General features: G+C 55.4%; 12 protein-coding genes and 5 pseudogenes. 2 read left to right on the forward strand and 15 right to left on the reverse strand.

Annotation, left to right across the window (positions count from 1 at the left end):
- Window positions 1-59 precede the first annotated feature (59 nt).
- The 15 genes and pseudogenes from PACILC2_RS13710 to PACILC2_RS13780 all read right to left on the reverse strand — a co-directional run bounded on the left by PACILC2_RS13710 (window position 60) and on the right by PACILC2_RS13780 (window position 14,990).
- Window positions 60-1,103: a phage baseplate protein gene (locus PACILC2_RS13710; protein ID WP_213529156.1), complete on the reverse strand. Its 1,044-nt coding sequence runs from the start codon at window positions 1,101-1,103 to the stop codon at window positions 60-62.
- Window positions 1,104-1,162: 59 nt separating this feature from the next.
- Window positions 1,163-1,339, reverse strand: a complete 177-nt coding sequence (locus tag PACILC2_RS26920) for a hypothetical protein (protein ID WP_244863495.1) — start codon at window positions 1,337-1,339, stop codon at window positions 1,163-1,165.
- Window positions 1,340-1,437: 98 nt separating this feature from the next.
- Window positions 1,438-2,247, reverse strand: a complete 810-nt coding sequence (locus PACILC2_RS13720) for a glycerophosphodiester phosphodiesterase (protein ID WP_213529157.1) — start codon at window positions 2,245-2,247, stop codon at window positions 1,438-1,440.
- A gap of 20 nt (window positions 2,248-2,267) precedes the next feature.
- Entirely contained in the window at window positions 2,268-3,584 is a 1,317-nt protein-coding gene (locus PACILC2_RS13725) for an ABC transporter substrate-binding protein (protein ID WP_213529158.1), read from the reverse strand.
- A 56-nt stretch (window positions 3,585-3,640) separates the two neighbouring features.
- Window positions 3,641-4,449: pseudogene (locus PACILC2_RS13730) on the reverse strand (carbohydrate ABC transporter permease).
- A gap of 62 nt (window positions 4,450-4,511) precedes the next feature.
- Window positions 4,512-5,347 (reverse strand): annotated as a pseudogene (locus tag PACILC2_RS13735) (carbohydrate ABC transporter permease).
- Between the two features lie 101 nt (window positions 5,348-5,448).
- Window positions 5,449-6,209 (reverse strand): annotated as a pseudogene (locus tag PACILC2_RS13740) (DeoR/GlpR family DNA-binding transcription regulator).
- A gap of 168 nt (window positions 6,210-6,377) precedes the next feature.
- Window positions 6,378-7,475, reverse strand: coding sequence for an alcohol dehydrogenase catalytic domain-containing protein (locus tag PACILC2_RS13745; protein WP_244863498.1), 1,098 nt, complete (start codon window positions 7,473-7,475; stop codon window positions 6,378-6,380).
- A gap of 913 nt (window positions 7,476-8,388) precedes the next feature.
- On the reverse strand, window positions 8,389-8,925 hold the full coding sequence (locus PACILC2_RS13750) for a DinB family protein (protein WP_213529160.1): 537 nt from the start codon (window positions 8,923-8,925) through the stop codon (window positions 8,389-8,391).
- 162 nt (window positions 8,926-9,087) lie between these two features.
- A complete protein-coding gene (locus PACILC2_RS13755) occupies window positions 9,088-9,828 on the reverse strand; it encodes a carbon-nitrogen hydrolase family protein (protein ID WP_280515314.1) in 741 nt (246 codons plus the stop codon).
- Window positions 9,829-10,320: 492 nt separating this feature from the next.
- Entirely contained in the window at window positions 10,321-11,109 is a 789-nt protein-coding gene (locus PACILC2_RS13760) for a ComEC/Rec2 family competence protein (protein ID WP_213529161.1), read from the reverse strand.
- Window positions 11,088-11,369: a hypothetical protein gene (locus PACILC2_RS13765; protein ID WP_213529162.1), complete on the reverse strand. Its 282-nt coding sequence runs from the start codon at window positions 11,367-11,369 to the stop codon at window positions 11,088-11,090. Before PACILC2_RS13765 ends, PACILC2_RS13760 begins: the two co-directional genes overlap by 22 nt.
- Before the next feature lie 75 nt (window positions 11,370-11,444).
- A pseudogene (locus PACILC2_RS13770) lies at window positions 11,445-13,078 on the reverse strand (extracellular solute-binding protein).
- A gap of 80 nt (window positions 13,079-13,158) precedes the next feature.
- Complete coding sequence (locus PACILC2_RS13775; protein ID WP_213529163.1) at window positions 13,159-14,043, reverse strand: carbohydrate ABC transporter permease; 885 nt, start codon at window positions 14,041-14,043, stop codon at window positions 13,159-13,161.
- A gap of 15 nt (window positions 14,044-14,058) precedes the next feature.
- A pseudogene (locus PACILC2_RS13780) lies at window positions 14,059-14,990 on the reverse strand (ABC transporter permease).
- Between the two features lie 186 nt (window positions 14,991-15,176).
- Between PACILC2_RS13780 and PACILC2_RS13785 the strand changes: the two are divergent.
- Together PACILC2_RS13785 and PACILC2_RS13790 are read left to right on the forward strand one after the other, a co-directional pair.
- Window positions 15,177-17,429 (forward strand): helix-turn-helix domain-containing protein, encoded by a 2,253-nt coding sequence (locus tag PACILC2_RS13785; RefSeq protein WP_244863499.1) that lies wholly within the window; start codon window positions 15,177-15,179, stop codon window positions 17,427-17,429.
- 11 nt (window positions 17,430-17,440) lie between these two features.
- A partial coding sequence (locus PACILC2_RS13790) for a hypothetical protein (RefSeq protein WP_213529164.1) occupies window positions 17,441-17,651 on the forward strand: 211 nt, incomplete at its 3' end.

Genomic DNA, 17,651 nt, shown 5'->3' on the forward strand with positions numbered 1-17,651 from the left:
AAAAAACCAAGGGAGCGCCCCTTGGTTTTTGCATGTCCAGCGTTCAAGCGCCGGACAGATTACTTCCGCTTCAACGCCTGCACCGGCATCAGCCGATCGAGGTAAAACATGTTGGCGAGCTTCGACGTGTTCTCGGCGGATACGGTCGAAGCGAATCCGAAATGCAATTCCGCTTTATGCGGATGCCGCATATCCGGAATGCGAACCGCCAATCCTTCGGGTTCCCGGAACAGCACGTCCCGACCCGCCGTGATCAGCTGTCTGTCCACAAGATTGCCTGTATTTAAATCGACGGAAGTGATATACGTATTCCCTAGCGGCGCTTCGGAGCCGTTGTTTCCGTAGGCGTTGCCTTCCAGCAAGTACAGGTAGGCCCCGTAGGAGGCAAATCCCTGGAAGGTGCCGAGACTGGGCTGAGCGACGTCGGCAATCGGTTCGAAGCGGCGCTGCTTGACGTCCTCCAGCCGGTAAACGCCGAACCGGAACGATCCGTTTTCCCGATAACGCATCGTCAGCAACCCGTAGGCCGGATCGATGGCGACCGTCGTCCGGTCGACGTTTTCCTTGAGCCTGAATTTTTCCAATTCCGGAGATTCGTTCGTCAAGACGGCGCCGTTCTCGAAGGTGAACCGGGCAAGCTGCGTTCCCCACCCGTCTTTTCCTTCCGCCACGGAATCCGTTTCCGTCCACAAATAGGTTTTATCCCCTTCCGTCTCCACGCCAATTTGCACGCCATGACCGAAGCCTTTCAGAAACATATGGCCTAACAGATTGCCTTCAAGATCCAGCTTGCTCAGGGCCAGATCGCCGTTTCTCGCCCGATCCGCTCCGCTTACCGGGGCCGGCTCATCCGCCAGCTGCTGTCCGCCGGCCATGAGCTGCACGACGTATACGTGGCCGTTCACATTGTCGAAGGCGAACGACTGCATAACGGTATTGTTGCGCAGCTGCGCTTCCCGGAAGAGCGTCTTGGCGTCGCCCGACAAGTCGAAATGCTTCGATTTCAGCGCCTCCCTGCCGCCTTTCGCCCAGCCGGGCGACGGGACGGCCGAGCCGAAGACGGTCATGGTCAAGAGAACCGCAACGAACAGCCTTCCGCCCAAAATTTGGTTTGCCGCACGTATTCGCTGTTACGGCTTTCCTTCATCTGCATGCACCTCCGTTAATTGGACATGTCTACCGGTCTTTCATCATTCGCATCCGCCGCGCGAGCGAACTTGCGCTTTTCCAGGCAGTTTCCGATACGGGCCATAACCGTCGCAAGCGCCACCGTAAAGACGACCATGCCGTGAAAGCCGGCTCCGATCCCGATCCCGACTCCGCCCGCAAACAGGATCATCGCGGCGGAAGCGCTTGCTTTTCGCTTCGCGGTCCCAGCCTATAAGGAAGCCGAGCAGCGCGCTGAGAGCGATTCGTATATAAATCTCATAAGCAAGTTCAGCCAACAGTCGCCCCTCCCAGCGGATTTCGGCCGTTCTTAGCCGATCGGAGCGTTTCCCGATGGCGGCCGATTTCCAATGCGGGAACGGGATTGTTGCATGTCATTAACGTCACGCCGCAGCCGAGCGCATAGTAGACGCTCTTCAAGTCGTCCGGGCAATAACACCAGACTTGCAGCCCCATATCCCGAAACTGCTCGACAAGCTCCGGAGTGAGCAGCTTCATGCTGATGCCAACCGCCCACATTTTGGAATAGGTGCCATTGTCGCCCGGTACGAAATTGTACATCTGCGCTTGCGGGAAGCCTTGCGTCTTCAAGCCGTACGCATCATGAATATGGGCGAGCACCGCGGCATCGAAGCTCGTAAAACGCACCGCTCCAAAATCCGTATTTTTCAACATGGCAATTGCTCCGCCGGCCGCTTCGATGGCGTTGAAACTCGGCTTGATCTCCACATTCAGCAGCACGTCCGGATACGCTTTAAGCAGCTCGCACAATTCCTCGAAAGTCGGGATCCTAAGCCCGGCAAACCGCTCCGCGAACCATCTCCCGGCATCCAGACGCTGCAGCTCCTTGCAACTGAAATCGCCGACTTTTCCTTTGCCGTCCGTCGTCCGGTCCACCGTTTCGTCATGGATCACCATGATCACGTTATCCTTCGACAAGCGCAGATCGAACTCCAACATGTGCACGCCCAGCTTCAGCGCCTGCTCGAAGGCGAGCAGCGTATTTTCGGGATAATTCGATTTATATCCGCGGTGCCCCGCCACCACGACCGCTTCACAATCTTGCAAACGCTCAATCATACGGTAACATTCCTTCCTCATTATTCGGCAAGTATGCGCTCTGCCTCTTTCTTGAACGTATCCAGCGTCGCCGGAATGTCTTCGTTGTCGTACATAATCGCTTCGATCGCGGAGAAAAACTCATGCATCACTTCCGGCCAGGCGACATGCTTGTTGGTGTCGACCGCGTACTGCAGCTGATCGTACGCCACTTTGCGATTCGGTTCCTTCTCCCAAAGCGCCTGCATCGGCTCGGATTCCACCATTTTGGTCGTGAACGGCAAATATCCCGAATCCAGGATGAATTGCTGGGCGCCGTTCGGATCTTCCATCATGAACCGGATAAACTCCCATGCGGCTTCCTTGTTTTTCGAGCCTTCCAGCATCACGACGTTGGCTCCGCCGGTCGGCGTGGCAAACTTCACATCCTGCGGTAGAAACGCGGTTTCGTAATCGAAATCAACGGAACCGAGCAGCGAGCCGATGACGCCCGTCGACTGAAACATCATGGCGACCCGGCCTTCCAGAAACATCTGGTTGACGATGTTGCCGGAATCCTGGGCAGGCGGATAATACAGCGCGCCGGTTGCCTGCAAGTCCTTCAAATAACGAAACACTTTCTCGCCCGCGCCGTTGTCGTAGAAACCGATCGAAGTGCCTTCATCGTTGAAAAACCGGCCGTCGGCCTGAGAAATCATGGCGATCGGATACCACGTGTCGTACGGCATGGACAGACCGTAACGTTTGAACTCGCCGTTCTCCTTGACGACCAGGGCATTCGCAACCGTTTTCATCTCTTCCCACGTTTTCGGAATCGAAAGACCCTTTTCATCCAGCAGCGTTTTGTTTACATGCAGAATCGGCGTCGAACGGTTCAGCGGCAGCGAAACGAGCTGGTCATTGAAATAAGAGTGTCCCATCAGGCCTTCGGTGAACAGGTCCTCGCTCATGCCCGAACTTTCCAAGTAAGGCTTCAAGTCTTCGAGCACTTCCGAATCTGCGAACAGCTGGACATATGCCCGTTCGACCATGCTGACATCCGGTGCGGTGCCTGCGGAAATGGCCTGCTGCAGCTTCGTTACCGTCTCGTCGTATCCGCCCTGGAACGTGCCCACGACGGTAATGCCGTCCTGACTTTCGTTGAAGCGTTGGATCAGCGCATCCATATATTCGCCGTTCTTGCCGCCGAGCGAATGCCAGAATTGGATGGTCGTCTTGCCTTCTTTCGGCTGATCGGCGTCAGACGTTCCGCCCGCCTCCTCCCCCGAGCCGTTGCCGCTGCAACCTGCCAGCAGACCGGCCGACAGACCGATCAAGAGCGCCGCAGCCGTCAAAAATCTCTTCGACTTCCTGGACATTTTGCAAATCTCCTTTCGATCTTGATTATGGTGAACCGGAATCGGGTTGTTCGTTGTTATTTGATCCCGGAATACACGAATGCCTTGACAATCTGTTTGGAGCATATGAAATAGACGATCAATATCGGGAGCACCAGGACGACGTTGCCGGCCATAATAATATGCCAATTGCTGATTCCTTCCGTCTCTCGCAGCATGGCAATCCCGATCGTGAGCGGCCGGACGGAGGCGGAATCGGTCATGACGAGCGGCCAGAAATAGTCGTTCCAATGGCTGACGAAGCTGAACAGGGCTATCGTCGCCAGCGCGGGCTTGGACAGCGGCGCCATAATTCTCCACATAATCGCAAATTCGCTCGCGTTATCGATTCGCGCGGCCTCAATCATCTCTTCGGGCAGCTGCATAAAGTATTGGCGCAGCAGGAAGATGCCGAAAGCATTGGACATAAACGGTATAATTTGCGGGAGAAGCGTTTTGATGACACCCCACTCCGCCAGCATGAGGTATACCGGTATGAACGTGACCTGGTGCGGAATCATGAAGGCGAGCAGCACGAGCCCGAACAGAAAGCTTTTTCCTTTGAAACGGTATTTGGCAAACGCATATGCCGCCGGAATCATAATGGCCAGCTGCATGACGATAATGCTGAACGTAATGATCAAAGAATTGCGGGCAAACAGCAGAAACGGTCCCGATTTCATAGCTTCCGCGAAATTGACCCACTGCGGCGACGCGGGGATCCAGGTCGGCGGAAAGGCCATCGTTTCCCGGAACGTCTGCAGCGACGTCGAGATCATCCACAGAAACGGAAAATAAACACCGCCACTACAAACGCTTTCAAAACGAAATTGATCGATTCCGTAATTGTTTTGACGCCAAGCCTCACTTTCAAGTCGGACCCTCCTTTGCTCGGGAAACGGTATCGGCCTATTGATAATGGACCTTCTTGGCCAGCAGCCGGAAGTACAGAAGAGTCAACAGACCGATGACGATCATGAGCACGACCCCCGTCGCCGACGCGTATCCGATATTCGTCGTTCTGAAGCTGTAGATGTAGTAGACAAGCGTGTTCGTCGAATTGTTGGGACCTCCGCCGGTCATAATTTTGATCGTATCGAACACCTTGAAGGAGCCAATTGTCATAATAATCAGAATAAAAAACAGCTGCGGCGAAATAAGCGGAAGCGTAATCCGGAAGAAGACATGGCGCCGCTTGGCGTTGTCCAGTTGGGCCGCTTCCAAAATTTCACCCGGAATGCTCTGAATCGCGGCGACCATAATCAAGGCGTAATAGCCGATCCCTTGCCATACCGATACGATAATGACCGATATCATCGCCGTGCCGGAGCTTTGCAGCCATTGGGAGGTCGGCAGCCCGAGCGATTTCAGCACGTAATTGAGAAATCCGAGGTTCGGCTCCATCAGCCATAGCCATATCAAAGCGACCGATACGATGGAAATGATATGCGGCGTAAAAATGCCGGCTTGCACGAACGCGTTGAATCTCGTTTTTTGCTGATCCATACCGCGATCAGTAGCGAGATCGCCATCGTCAGCGTGACGACCCCTACCGTATACACCACCGTATTGCCAAGCGATTTGTAGAAGTCTTCCCGCGAAAAGATTTGCGTGAAATTGTCGAATCCGATAAATTTGCTTTTGTCTTTGTTCATCAGGTTGTACTTGTAGAAGCTCAAATAGATCAGATACAGCATGGGATAGATGACAAAGGTGATAATGCCGATCATGGCCGGCCCTATCATGACATAGGGGCGAACCGACTGCCAGATTCGCCTTTTGCGCTTTGCCGGACGGTTGGATGCCAAAACAGTATCCCTCCCCGCTTGAGTTGTCGGTCTCGCTCTTACACCGTATAAATGGTCATGCCGTGGTCCCTGAACGGTTTCAGCTTTTCTTCCGGCGTCTCCACTCCGGTAATGAGGGTATGAATGGAGCTGATCGGCGCCACGTTGTGCAAGGATAGCTTGCCGATTTTGCTGTCATCCGCGACGACGATAATTTCTCTGGCCGCTTTGATCATCCCCTTTTGGCAGGCACGAGCTGGGCTTCCGGATGCATGAGGCCGTGAACGGGATGAATCGCCGGAATACCGATGAAAGCTTTCTCCACATGCAGCGATCCGAGCACGTGGTCGGTAAACATGCCGTTCAGCATATAGCTTGACGGATACAGCTCGCCGCCTGTCAGAATGACCTTGACCCCGGACGAATCTTTCAATTCGGCCGCAACATTCATATCGTTCGTGACTACGATAATATTGTTGCGGTGCACCAAATTGCGGGCGATATGAAGCGTCGTCGTGCCGGAATCGATAATGATATGTTCGCCGTCCTCCACCAGACTCGCAGCCATCTTGCCGATGCGCATCTTCTGATCCAGGCGGGCATTGGTCCGTTCGCTGAACGGAGGCTCGTCATGCGTCCACTGCTCGGCGATCACGCCCCCGTGCGTCCGTTTGAGCAAGCCCTCCTGCTCGATTTCCATCAGATCGCGCCTGATGGTGGCTTCGTGAACGTTAAATTCTTTCGCCAGTACGGCAACCGTCGCGATACGACGCTGTCTGACGTACTCCACAATCCTCATTTTTCTTTCTGCTGCCAACATCGGAACCCCTCCAGTTATGCTCGATTTATGCTCGATTTATGCTCGTTTAATGCTCGATTTTACTTATTCCATTTTATAATTTTTGCGTTTAAATGCAAAATCCGTTTATTTACAATAATGGATGAGCATAAAGGAACGGGTAATCTGGCGGCTGCGAAGTTAGTTCGATTACCATTGGAACTGCAGCAGCACCTTGTGCCAGCCTCTGTGGCTTTCCGCATATTCCATGGCGCGGGCGAAATCCGCCGCGGATGCGACAGGCGTCCGTTTTTCCGGAAGTAGCTTGCCGAGCGTCCGCTGGAATGCCGGATCTTTCATGGCGGCCATGACCGGATGGAAATCGGCTCGCGAGCTTCTGCTGCTGCCGCGCATCGTAATGCCCTTCTCCAGCACGTCCCTCGTATTGATCGGCACGCGCTCTTCCGAAACCCCCATCAGAATCAGATGGCCGCAAGGGCTTAGCACGTCAATCGCCTGATTGATGGCGCTTTCCGAAAATCGCCCGCCTGCGCACTCCAGAGCAATGTCATAGCTGTCGCCGGCGCTGAAGTCATATTCCTGAACCAGGCTCGTCGTCGCAAAATCGAACTGCGCCAGCTTCTCCGGCACCGCGCCGAAAACGTGCAGCCGTTCTTCGCCGACGCCGTAAACGTATCGCAGCACCGCCGCGGCCAAATAACCGACGGGGCCGTCTCCGAATACGGCGATTCTGGCCGAGTCGAGCTTGCTCTTCACATGGACGAGCGCTTGGTACGATACAGTGCAAAGCTCCACCAGCACCGCGATTTCACCCGGCACCTCATCCGGAATCGGAATGGCGCATTCCGCCGGCACGACGAGCCGGTTCTGGGCGATCCCGTCCGTGCCGCTGCCCAGAAACCTTCCCTTTTGGCAATAATTTTCCCCCGTCCCGTTTCGGCAAGCCGGGCAGCAATCCTCCGGGGCGATGCCGTGAATCAAATACCCGGGAATATTCGGCACCACCGCTACGCGCTGGCCGATCCGAAGTTCGGGGGCGCGGCTGTCCACGACCGTGCCGATCCCTTCGTGAATCAGCGCCATCGGCAGCTTCCGGGCCAGCGCTTCCGGACGCCGGTTCCCGCTGAAATAGCGCAAGTCCGCGTGGCATATGCTTCCCAGTGTCGGCTCGATTACTACGTGCCGCTCCGGTACCCGATGCTCGATTTCGGTTTCTACTACTTGATGCGGCTTCATCAGCCGGTAAGCGGTCGATTTGACCGCAGGATGAACGCCGGGCGTACTCAATGCGCAAAACCTCCACTCGTTTTTGTTTATTTACACTCGAATATGTTTGATTATTTACGAAAATCATACTGCGATTATGCATTTTCGTCAATAAAATATTTAATTTGTGCTCGTTTTCGATTTGGTTTTGTTCATTTGGGCTCGTTTATCTTTTTTTGCGCCGCTGCATCCTAGTCCTTCTTGACGTTTCATGGACGATCGGACATGAGCGTTTTGGGCACATGTCTCCCTGCTTTGACAGAAGAAAGCGATATGCGTGCAACCGTCGTCTGTCTATCCATAGCTGCAGTACGAACACCCGAAAGCTGGATACGAACACCCGAAAGCTGGATACGGACACCCGAATCGTGACGCAGAATGCTCTCCCGGATCGTATCTTTCAGCAGCAGGTATAGTCGATGACGCTTTGAAATCGCTTGCAAAATTTCTCGAATGTGGCAAATCCTGCAAAAGTACATCTTTTCCGCCACTAATTGGTCCGTTCGGGCCGAATTCCTGCAATTATACATCATTTCCAGGCGACAACCTCATTTTCGGCCAAGAAGTGAAACAAAAAGCTGCATTTTGCAGCCTTTTGCTTAAATTGGGCCGATCCCGCTCCAAAATCCTGCACTTTCGTAGGAATTTACCTCCAGTGATTTCTCAATATGGTGCGATTTCCGGAAAAACGGCGCACATGCCGTTTTCTGATCTCTTGCCCCTTGAGCCATCTATTGCTGACTTGAGCACCTAATATCTACTTGAGCATCTATTACCTATTTGAATATCTATTGTCCATATGAGCATCTATTAGCATCTATTGCCCACTTGAACATCTCTTCCCGGCTTGAGCACGAAAAAGCCGCAGCCGTTTGGGTTGATTCGGCGCTTCGAGCGCGAATCTCCCCCACGACTTGCGGCTATTCAACGGTGGTCAAACGTCTTTCCCGGCATCCGGCAGCTCGGCACCCGACAATTCGGCATCGACAGATCGCTTTAGTTCTTGCTCGTTCACGCCGTTCTGCACGAACCGGAAGCGGGCGCCGGTCATTCGCTGCACGCGGTCTACAATTTGGCCGGTATGGTAACCGGTGTGCTCCACCAGATGATAAATGGCGTACATATCGGCTGCGGCCGGATCCGCCCGATCGACGGCTTCGCCAAATGCGGCGAACGCCCGTTCAAGTTCGGCCGACACGTCGGCCGGGTCCGATTTCGTCTGCGGAAAATATTGCTCGATTCCCTGACCGAACTTCGTCTCCGGACGAAGCAAGCGGGCTGCGTTGCGCTCCGCATGTTCGATCAGATGCATCGCAATGCCGCCGATGCTGTTCATGCCGGGCGCCTCCTCGCTCCATAACGACCGGGCATCGAGCCGTTCCAGGCAAGCCTGAAGCTTCGGCAAATAATGGCGGACCATGCGATGCTTGGAGATGACGAGAAACGCCCGCCGATCATCCCGGCTATTCATGTAACACTCCTCCAGTCCATCTCGCGTTATGCGCCGGCCTCGTCAAGAATACAGACCGGACCGAACCGCCTCATCATTGTCCGAAAGATCGAAAGTTGTCCGAAAATTCGAAAGCCGACATTTCCCCGACTACACCGAAAAAACGGTAGGCTGCAGCACGGATCATACGCTGATTTCGGCATACAAAATCCCTTCTCCCCAATCTCCCGATTCCTTCACGCACTCCCCGCGCGGATCGAACAAATAACCTCCTCCCGGAAAGTCCTCGTCCATCGTACGTCCGGCTTGCGTGGCGACCCCGATATAGATCGATTGCTCGGCCGCGTATGCCCCCAGTTTCGCGATGCAATTGCTTCTCCACCAATTGTAGCCGGACGCCCAATTCCGCGTTTCCTGTTCTCCGTACAATCCGGGAGCTGCGCTTTCAAAAACGATCGCGGCGCCCTTCCGCGCATACTCGCGAAAAATATCCGGATCGTCGATATCCGCACAGACGGACAAGCCGAATGTCAGGCCTGCAACCGAAAATATCGGCTGCCGGTCGCCTGGAGCGAACCAGTACACTTCCTCGTCCTTAATCGTTTTCTTCCGATAGCAGCCGAGCAAGCGCCCGTTATGGGCAACGAATTGATTGATATAAGGCTTTCCCCCGGGATTGTATTCCACGAATCCGGCGATCACGCAAACCGAATAGAGGGCGCTCATCCGAACGACCTCGCCCACCGCCTGGTGATCGAGGGATAAGACGGCATGCGGTTGGTTGAAGGGATCGATATACCCGGTAATATTCATTTCGGGAAAACAAACGATGTCCGCACCGCCCGCACGTCCGGCGGCGATCGATGCCCGCATCGAACGGAGATTGCGGTCAATCGCCGCCTTCTCGCAATTCATCTGTACCAAAGCGATGTTGAAACGCTTTTTTCTTCCACATCAATCCCCCATATGAACGCAAATGCCGAAGCCGGGCGGCTGGCTTGCCGACGGTTGCTGGCCTACATCTTCGCAATTGTTGGCATTCTGCCTGCAACTTCTACGGCACGGTCTCCCTGACTCCAGATTTCTCAAAAGCTCCCGATATGATCAACAGCTGTATCAACAGACCTATATCATGCTGTCCTCCAGTCCGTAAAGCCGAACCGTTTTCCTCATCATAGCGGATCGGGATGGCGGCGTAAAGACGCGACAACCGCTACAAGCGGTCCCGCCTCACCCCCGTGGGTGTACCGGAAGACGCGCGCGGCGGGAGCCCACGGGAATGCGGGCATCGCCGGACTCAACCGTTCGCCGGAAGACGCACGCGGCGTGCGCCCACAGGAATGCCGGCATCGCAGGACCCAACGCTTGCCAGAAGATGCCCTCAGCGCGTCCACGGGAATGCCGGCATCGCCGGAATCAACGCGCGGCGGGAGCCCCCGCGGGCTGCCAGTCTTTTTCGGTCAACACCTCGATCGTCCGGCCATCGGAATGCAGCAAAATATTGCCGTGCAGCCCGGTGGAATAGACCTCGGTCCCGTTCTTCTCCAGCCGCTCCTTCAGGTTCGGGCTTTGGAAGATGTTTTGGCTCATGATGACGATGTGCGGCGACACCGCCTCGATAAAGGCGGTCGACGAGGAGGTCGATTCGTTTCCATGGTGCGGCGCGTCCATCATGTCGCTTTTCAATTTGTCCCGCAGCCCGGAACCGGCCAGCTCGATTTCCCTGCGCTTGTAGACGTCCGCCGTGAACAGAAACGTCCGATCGCCGTACGTCATCTTGAGCACCATCGAATAATCGTTGATTTCCTGGGCGGAGAACGTCTTCACCGCCTCGGGAAGCGCTTCCTTGGGAGGGTTCAGCACTTCGAAGCGGACCTGTTCCCCGAGCATAAACGCGTCGCCTTCCTGCAGCGTCTTCTTCGGCACCTTTTTCGCGTCCAGCGCGGCCATGGCGTTCGTATACGCGGACGATTTCGGGTACGGCAGATTTTCCATATAAAAGGTCCCGATGTCGATCTCCTTCGCCACGGCCGCAAACCCGCCGATATGATCGATGTGCGGGTGCGTATTGAGCGCATAATCGAGCTTGCCGATGTTCAGCTTGCGCAAATAGTCGACCACCTGAGCGCCGGCTTCCGGCACCCCCGCGTCGATCAACATCGTCTTCCCTTCCGGCGACACGATCAGGAAGCTGTCTCCGGCCAAGTTCTCTCCATCGAGATAAAATACCGGATCGTCAGCTTTCCCTTGTAAGCTTCCGTATCGAACACTTGCGCCGTGCGCACGGCGGTCTCCTGCGGCGCATCCGGCGCGGATTCGGAGCCGTCGACGACGGCGGTTTCCGCCGGAGGCTCCGCCGGCGCGCCGGCCGACAAGCATGCCGCCAAAAGCAGCGAGACGGCGGCCAGTATTCCGCTTGCCCGAAGGGCGCTTCTCCATCGGCGAGGCAAAGGCAGAGGCATCATTCCGCATTCTCCTTTCTTCTCCGTGAAAATAAACAGGGAGGCGCGGACAAGCCGCGGCCTCCGTAAACGAACAGATCAACCGTTGTTTTTGTATCGTTCGTAAGCCTGTTTGTAAATGGCCATATATTCGTCTACGCCCATCTTATGAACCGTCTCGACGTACTTGTCCCATTCCGACATCGGTACGGCGCCGGTAATGAACTTCGCTTCCGACTCGCCGATGTAGCTCTCGATATCGGAGCCGACGGTCGAGCGGAATTCCGTCTCTTCTTCCGTAAAGTTGAAGGCGTTCCAGATTTCCGGGATGCGGTGCGGTTCCGCCTTTTTGCCGACGGCGATCGACTCGGGAAGCGACTCCGATCCTTTAAAATATTTTTCCTGCACATAGCCCGGATAGCTGCCGCCAAGCCAGGTGATATATTTGGCCAGCGCCTGGTCCATCGTCAGTCCGTCCGGATTGTTCGTAATCTCCTCAACGAACTCCAGCTTGCCGTCATCCGTCTTCCGGTACGTCTGCCCTTCGATGCCCATGAAATAGAAGGTCGCTCCTTCGTCGCCGTAAAAATGGTCGATCCAGCGCACCGTCGCCTCGGGATATTTGTTCTTGTCGGTAATGACGAAGGCGCCGGGCCAGACGGCGGGCACTTTGATATGGGAGTACAGCTGATCGCCGTGCGGCCCCTTCAGAGCGCCGAGTCCGATATACCCGTCCTGATTCATCTGGGTTTTCGGATTCGGGTTGATGGTGGCGCCGAGAATCCCTTCCTGGCCTTTGGCGTACAGCGCCGCCGTCTTGATCGTGAAAATTTCCGGATCGATCAGCCCTTCGGCATACAGCTTCCGCACATAGTCGATGACCTCTTTATATTTCGGATCGGTGCGGAAGAAGCGGAGCTCGCTGGTCGCCGGATCGACGTCGACGAATTTGTGCCCGAGGCCGCGGTTGCCGAAGCCCCAGGCGCCGCGCAGCTGCTCGATAAGCGGGTTGATGCCTTCTCCCGCGTACGGAATTTCGTCCGCCTGCCCGTTGCCGTTCAGGTCGGTCTCCTTTACTTTTTCAAATACGCGTAAAATTCCTCGGTCGTCGCCGGCTCCTTCATGTTCAGCTTGTCGAGCCACTCCTGCTTCACCCAGAGCGGCGTGCCGATCAGCATCGGGAGAAAGTCCGGACTGTAAAAGGACGGGAACGAGTAGATGTTGCCGTCGGGCATCGTCAGCCCTTTCTTCAAGTCCGGATAGGTCTCGAGCAGCTTCTTGAAGTTGGGCGCGTATTGGTCGATCAGGTCGTTCAGCTTGACGAACGTCCCTTGCGCGCCGTACTTCATCAGGTCGGATGCGGGGACCCGCGCCGAGTAGAAGGCGTCCGGATAATCGCCGCCGGCCAAAGCAAGGTTGCGCTTCTCGGTTAAATTCTCGAACGGCACGAGCTGGAACGTCACGTTAATGTTCGACATTTTCGCGTATTCCTTCCAGACGAGCGTCTCCTCGAACTTGTTGCCGTTGGTCGGCGCCTTGCCGGTAAAGAATGTGAGCGAAATCGGTTCCTTGACGATCGGCATGCCCGTCGCGTTCAGATTGGCCGCCGCCTCCCCGTCCGGACTCGGGTCCGATTGTCCTTCCCCGCCGTTCTGCTCCCCGCTGCAGGCCGACAGCAAACCGGCGGCCATGACGACGGCCAGCGCGGCGGCCTTCCATCTCTTTTTGCGCATCAGCATATTGCCTCCCTCTGAATCTAGTCTATCTATCGGCTAACGGGGTGTCATCCCCGGAGAGCCCTGCCGGCCGTCGCTTACCCTTTGACGGCTCCGATCATGACGCCTTTGACGAAATATTTTTGCAGGAAAGGGTACAGCAGCAGCACCGGCAAATTGGCCACGATGACGACGGCGTATTTGATCGCTTCGCCCTGCATGACCGTTTCGGCATGCACATTGTCGCCGACGCCCTGCATCTCCTGCATTTGCCCCTGGATCAGAATCTCCCGCAAGATGAGCTGCAGCGGGTATTTGTCGCGGTCGGTCAAATACATAAGCGCGCTGAAGTAAGCGTTCCAGTGGCCGACGCTGTAGAACAGAATCATGACCGCGATGACCGGCATCGACAGAGGCAGCACGATCCGGATCAGCATCCCGATGTTCGTGCAGCCGTCGATCGCCGCGGCTTCCTGCATTTCATACGGAATCCCGTTTTGGAAAAAGGTGCGCATAATCAGGACGTTGTACACGGAAACCGCACCCGGAACAATGAGCGCCCACATCGTGTTCAGCATCCCGAGATCTTTGACCAGCAGATAGGTCGGCACCATGCCGCCGCTGAAAAACATCGTCAGCACCAGCATCGCGGAGATCGCGTTGCGGCCGAACAAGTCTTTGCGCGACAGCGGATACGCCGCCGCAATCGACAAGAGCAGATTGATCGTCGTGCCGACCGCCGTATACAGCAGCGTGTTTGCGTAACCGGTCAAAATCTCGTTATTTTGAATAATTTTCCTATAGCCGACCCAGGTCAAATCTTTGGGCCAAAGCCATACTTCGCCGCGCATGACCGCATCGGGACTGCTGAACGACGCGACCAGCACGAACACGAGCGGGTAGAGCACCACGATGCAGACAAGCGTAAGAAGAGCGTGGACGCCCCAGCCGAACAGCTTGTCGCCAAAGCTTTGATTTCCCATGCCTGCAAGCTCCTCCTACCATAAACTGGTGTCGTTCATCTTCCGGGCGGCGCGGTTGACGACGATCAGCAGCATGAAATTGATGACATTGTTGAACAGGCCGACGGCCGCCGAATAGCTGTACTGTCCGTCGACGATGCCTTTGCGGTACACGTGCGTCGCGATGACGTCCGAAGCCGCCATGTTGAGCGAATTTTGCATCAGATAAACCTTTTCGAACCCGACGCTCAGGAGCGAGCCCATGTTCAAAATGAGCAAAATGGTGATCGTCGGCATGATGCCGGGCAAATTGATATGCCAGATCCGCTGCCAACGGCTGGCGCCGTCGACCCGGGCCGCTTCGTGAAGCTGGGGATCGATGGCGGTCAGGGCGGCGAGATAAATAATCGAGCTCCAGCCCATCTGCTGCCATACGCCGGACAGCACGTACACGCTCTTGAACCAGCCCGGTTCCGTCATAAAATGGATCGGCTCCCCCCTGATCCAGGTCACGGCGAGATTGACCATGCCGGTTTGCGGGGAAAGGAAAATGAGCAGCATGCCGACCAGGACGACGGTCGATAAAAATGCGGCGCATACGTCACCGTCTGAACGAACCGGCTGAATTTGCGCGAACGCACCTCGTTGATCAGCAGCGCGAGCAGAATCGGGACCGGAAAGCCGACAACCAGCTGGTACAGGCCGATGCCGAGCGTATTTTTGATGAGCCGCCAAAAATAGTAGCTTTCGAAGAAGCGTTCGAAATGATGAAAGCCGATCCAGGGGCTTCCCCATATCCCTTTGGTGGCGATGAAATTTTTAAAAGCGATTTGCACGCCGTACATCGGCACATATTCGAACACGATAAAATAAACGATGACGGGAAGCAGCAGCAAATACAGGTCCCCATTTTTCCGGATTTGTTTTTTCAACGTTTCACCCCGCTTTCTCTGTTCGAAACGGAGTATAACAGTGACGGGCGCGCGGCGGTATTGACACTTTTTTCGCTTCCTTGCGCCGGTTTGGCCGGCATAAAGAAAAGATAACTTTCTAAAAAATGCGAGTTTCGCCCCGTCCAGGAATTTATATAAAATACAAAAGAAGCTTCATCACGCGTTTCGGACTGGACTATAAAACAAAGGAGCAAGCAAGCATTGAAATGGCCGATCGTAAACCGCAAGACGCTCTTGTTTCGCATGTTCGCCAGCTTTCTCAGCATTATCCTGATGTTTTCCGTTTTCAATGTGCTTAGCATTTTTTTGTTCAACCGCGGGGTGCAGCATGAAGTGATCCAGTACAACCGCCTGATGCTGAACAATACGGCGGAGCTGTACCGCGCCCACTTCGAGCGAATCCGGACGATGCTGTTCGAGACGTACCGGAACGGACATGTCGTAGGTTTTTACCGGCAGCTGGCGAGAACTGGGGGAATTTTCGAACCGGGGAAAGCGTCGGAAGTTTTGAAGGTCGTGCGCGCCGAGGCGTTCAATCCGATGTACTATCTCAACAATTTGCTGATCTATTACGGGCCCGGGTCTTTGATCGTGGACAAGGAGGGAACCGTCGACGCGGAGATGATGTTTTCCCGCTTTTACACGAGCCGCCGCTATCCGTTCTCTTATTGGAAGGGGCAGTCGGACCGGAGCGACAATTACGTCCTGCACCCGAACGAAACGTTCAAAATCAACGATTTGAGCGTTTCCTACTCGGCGCAGCTCATCCCGTTCTCGTTCCGGATGCCGTCGTCGGATTATATGGTGATCGCGCTGCTGGACGCCCGGATGCTGCATCAGACATTTTTCGGCGAGGATGACGACAGGCTGTTTATGATCGTGCGCGAAGACGGCACGCCCGTGTACCGTTCTTCCGGCGCGTTGTCCCTATCGGACATCCCCGCGTTCGAAGGAGGAAAGGAATATGCGCTGGCGGGAGACCGCTACTATTTCGCCGAGAAAGATCCGGCGGCCGGCCTGACCTACATCACGGCCGTTCCGTCCGCCGATATTGCGTCGAGAGTGCGGAACGCCAGCCTGACGCTGCTCGTCGTCTTCGTCGTGTCCGTCGTCATTTGCGTGCTGGCATCTCTCTATTTCAGCCGCAAAATCAATCGTCCGGTGAAGCAGATGATCGCCTCGCTTCTGCGGCGCGATCCGGTCAAGGTGCCGAGCCCGATCCAGGAATTCGATCTGATCCAGCGGAATATCGGCGAGCTTATGAAAGAACAGGAGGCCATTCGCAAGGAGCTGCTCGGCAAGCGGACGCTCCTGACCAGCTTCGGCTACATCAACAAATTGAAGGCGATTACATCCGACATCAACGAATGGAAGGATATCGCCGGGATCGACGAGCCGTTCGTCCTGGTGCTGTATCAGCTCCATTTCAAGTCGCAATCCGTCTCCGCCAGCCAGTTGAAGACCGACCGGATGGCTTATTATATCCGGGAATATATTCATGTCGTCATATCGGAACGAATGCCCTCTTCGCATACGTTTCAGATCGAGAACAACCAGATTCTGTCCCTGATTCGCAGCGAAGAAGCAGGCGGAGCCTTGGAGGAAGCGCTGGAGTCGCTCAAGACGATTTTGGACCGCGACAAGGCTTACCTGCTCGTCACGATCGCCGTCAGCTCCGTCTACGACGGTTCCGCGCAGTTCAACAGCGCCTACCGCGAAGTGCTTCACATGGCGCAGCAAGCCAGGCCGTTGGATGAAAGCCAGTTGCTGCGCGCCCATCGCGCCGTGCCGGATCTGCTTCTGCTGACGGTGCCGGAGGAGCAGGAATTGTATGCGAATTTGCAGGCGGGCAACCGGAGTTACTGTATCTCGTTCATGGAACGGGCGCTGGATCGGATGGACAAGAAAGGGGCGAGCATTCAGCAGCTGCGGGAGTTTGCGGGCGGCGTCATCGCCAAGGCGGCGAAAATATTGGAGCCCTTCGGAACCGGCGCCGACGCCTCGATGCGGCTCCGATATGTCGAGCATATGGGCGAATGCTTCACGCTCGACCAGTTCAAGCAGCTGTTCGAGCGGCTGTTCTCCGATGCGGCGACGATCATTCAGGCGAACAAGGAGAAGCGGGATTCGACAATCTCGCTCGTCATGGAGATGATCGAGAACCGCTATGCGGACGATCTGTCGCTCGATCTGCTGGCCGACAAGCTGAACCTGTCCGCAGCCTACCTGTCGGTCTATATCAAGGAAAAGACCGGCGCCAATTTCAGCGACCATCTCAACGCGGTCCGGGTTCGCAAGGCGAAGGAGCTGCTTTCGGGCACCGATTTGAGCGTGCAGGAGATCAGCGTCCGGATCGGATACCGCAACGTGACCTCCTTCAACCGGATGTTCAAAAAAATAACCGGCATCCCGCCGGGAGAATACCGGAAAAAGGAGTGGCTCAAAGCCGAATAGCCAAGCAGGGCTTGTCGGTCCAGCATGGAGCGTTAGCCAAGCGTGACCTGTCTGCCAAACGTGGCCTGTCTGCCAAACGTGACCTGTCTGCCAAGCTGACCTGTCTGCCAAACGTGACCTGTCTGCCAAACGTGGCCTGTCTGTCAAACGTGACCTATCTGTCAAACGTGACCTATCTGTCAAACGTGGACCTGTCTGCCAAGCGTGACCTATCTGTCAAAC

The organism is Paenibacillus cisolokensis, assembly GCF_018403665.1.
Classification (GTDB): domain Bacteria; phylum Bacillota; class Bacilli; order Paenibacillales; family Paenibacillaceae; genus Paenibacillus_AH; species Paenibacillus_AH cisolokensis.

Excerpts from the sequence above, each read along its gene's own strand:
- PACILC2_RS13720 (WP_213529157.1), bottom strand. The coding sequence starts at position 2,247 with ATGATTGAGCGTTTGCAAGATTGTGAAGCGGTCGTGGTGGCGGGGCAC.
- PACILC2_RS26920 (WP_244863495.1), bottom strand. The coding sequence starts at position 1,339 with ATGATCCTGTTTGCGGGCGGAGTCGGGATCGGGATCGGAGCCGGCTTT.
- PACILC2_RS13765 (WP_213529162.1), bottom strand. The coding sequence starts at position 11,369 with ATGATGCCTCTGCCTTTGCCTCGCCGATGGAGAAGCGCCCTTCGGGCA.
- PACILC2_RS13725 (WP_213529158.1), bottom strand. The coding sequence starts at position 3,584 with ATGTCCAGGAAGTCGAAGAGATTTTTGACGGCTGCGGCGCTCTTGATC.
- PACILC2_RS13775 (WP_213529163.1), bottom strand. The coding sequence starts at position 14,043 with ATGGGAAATCAAAGCTTTGGCGACAAGCTGTTCGGCTGGGGCGTCCAC.
- PACILC2_RS13750 (WP_213529160.1), bottom strand. The coding sequence starts at position 8,925 with ATGAATAGCCGGGATGATCGGCGGGCGTTTCTCGTCATCTCCAAGCAT.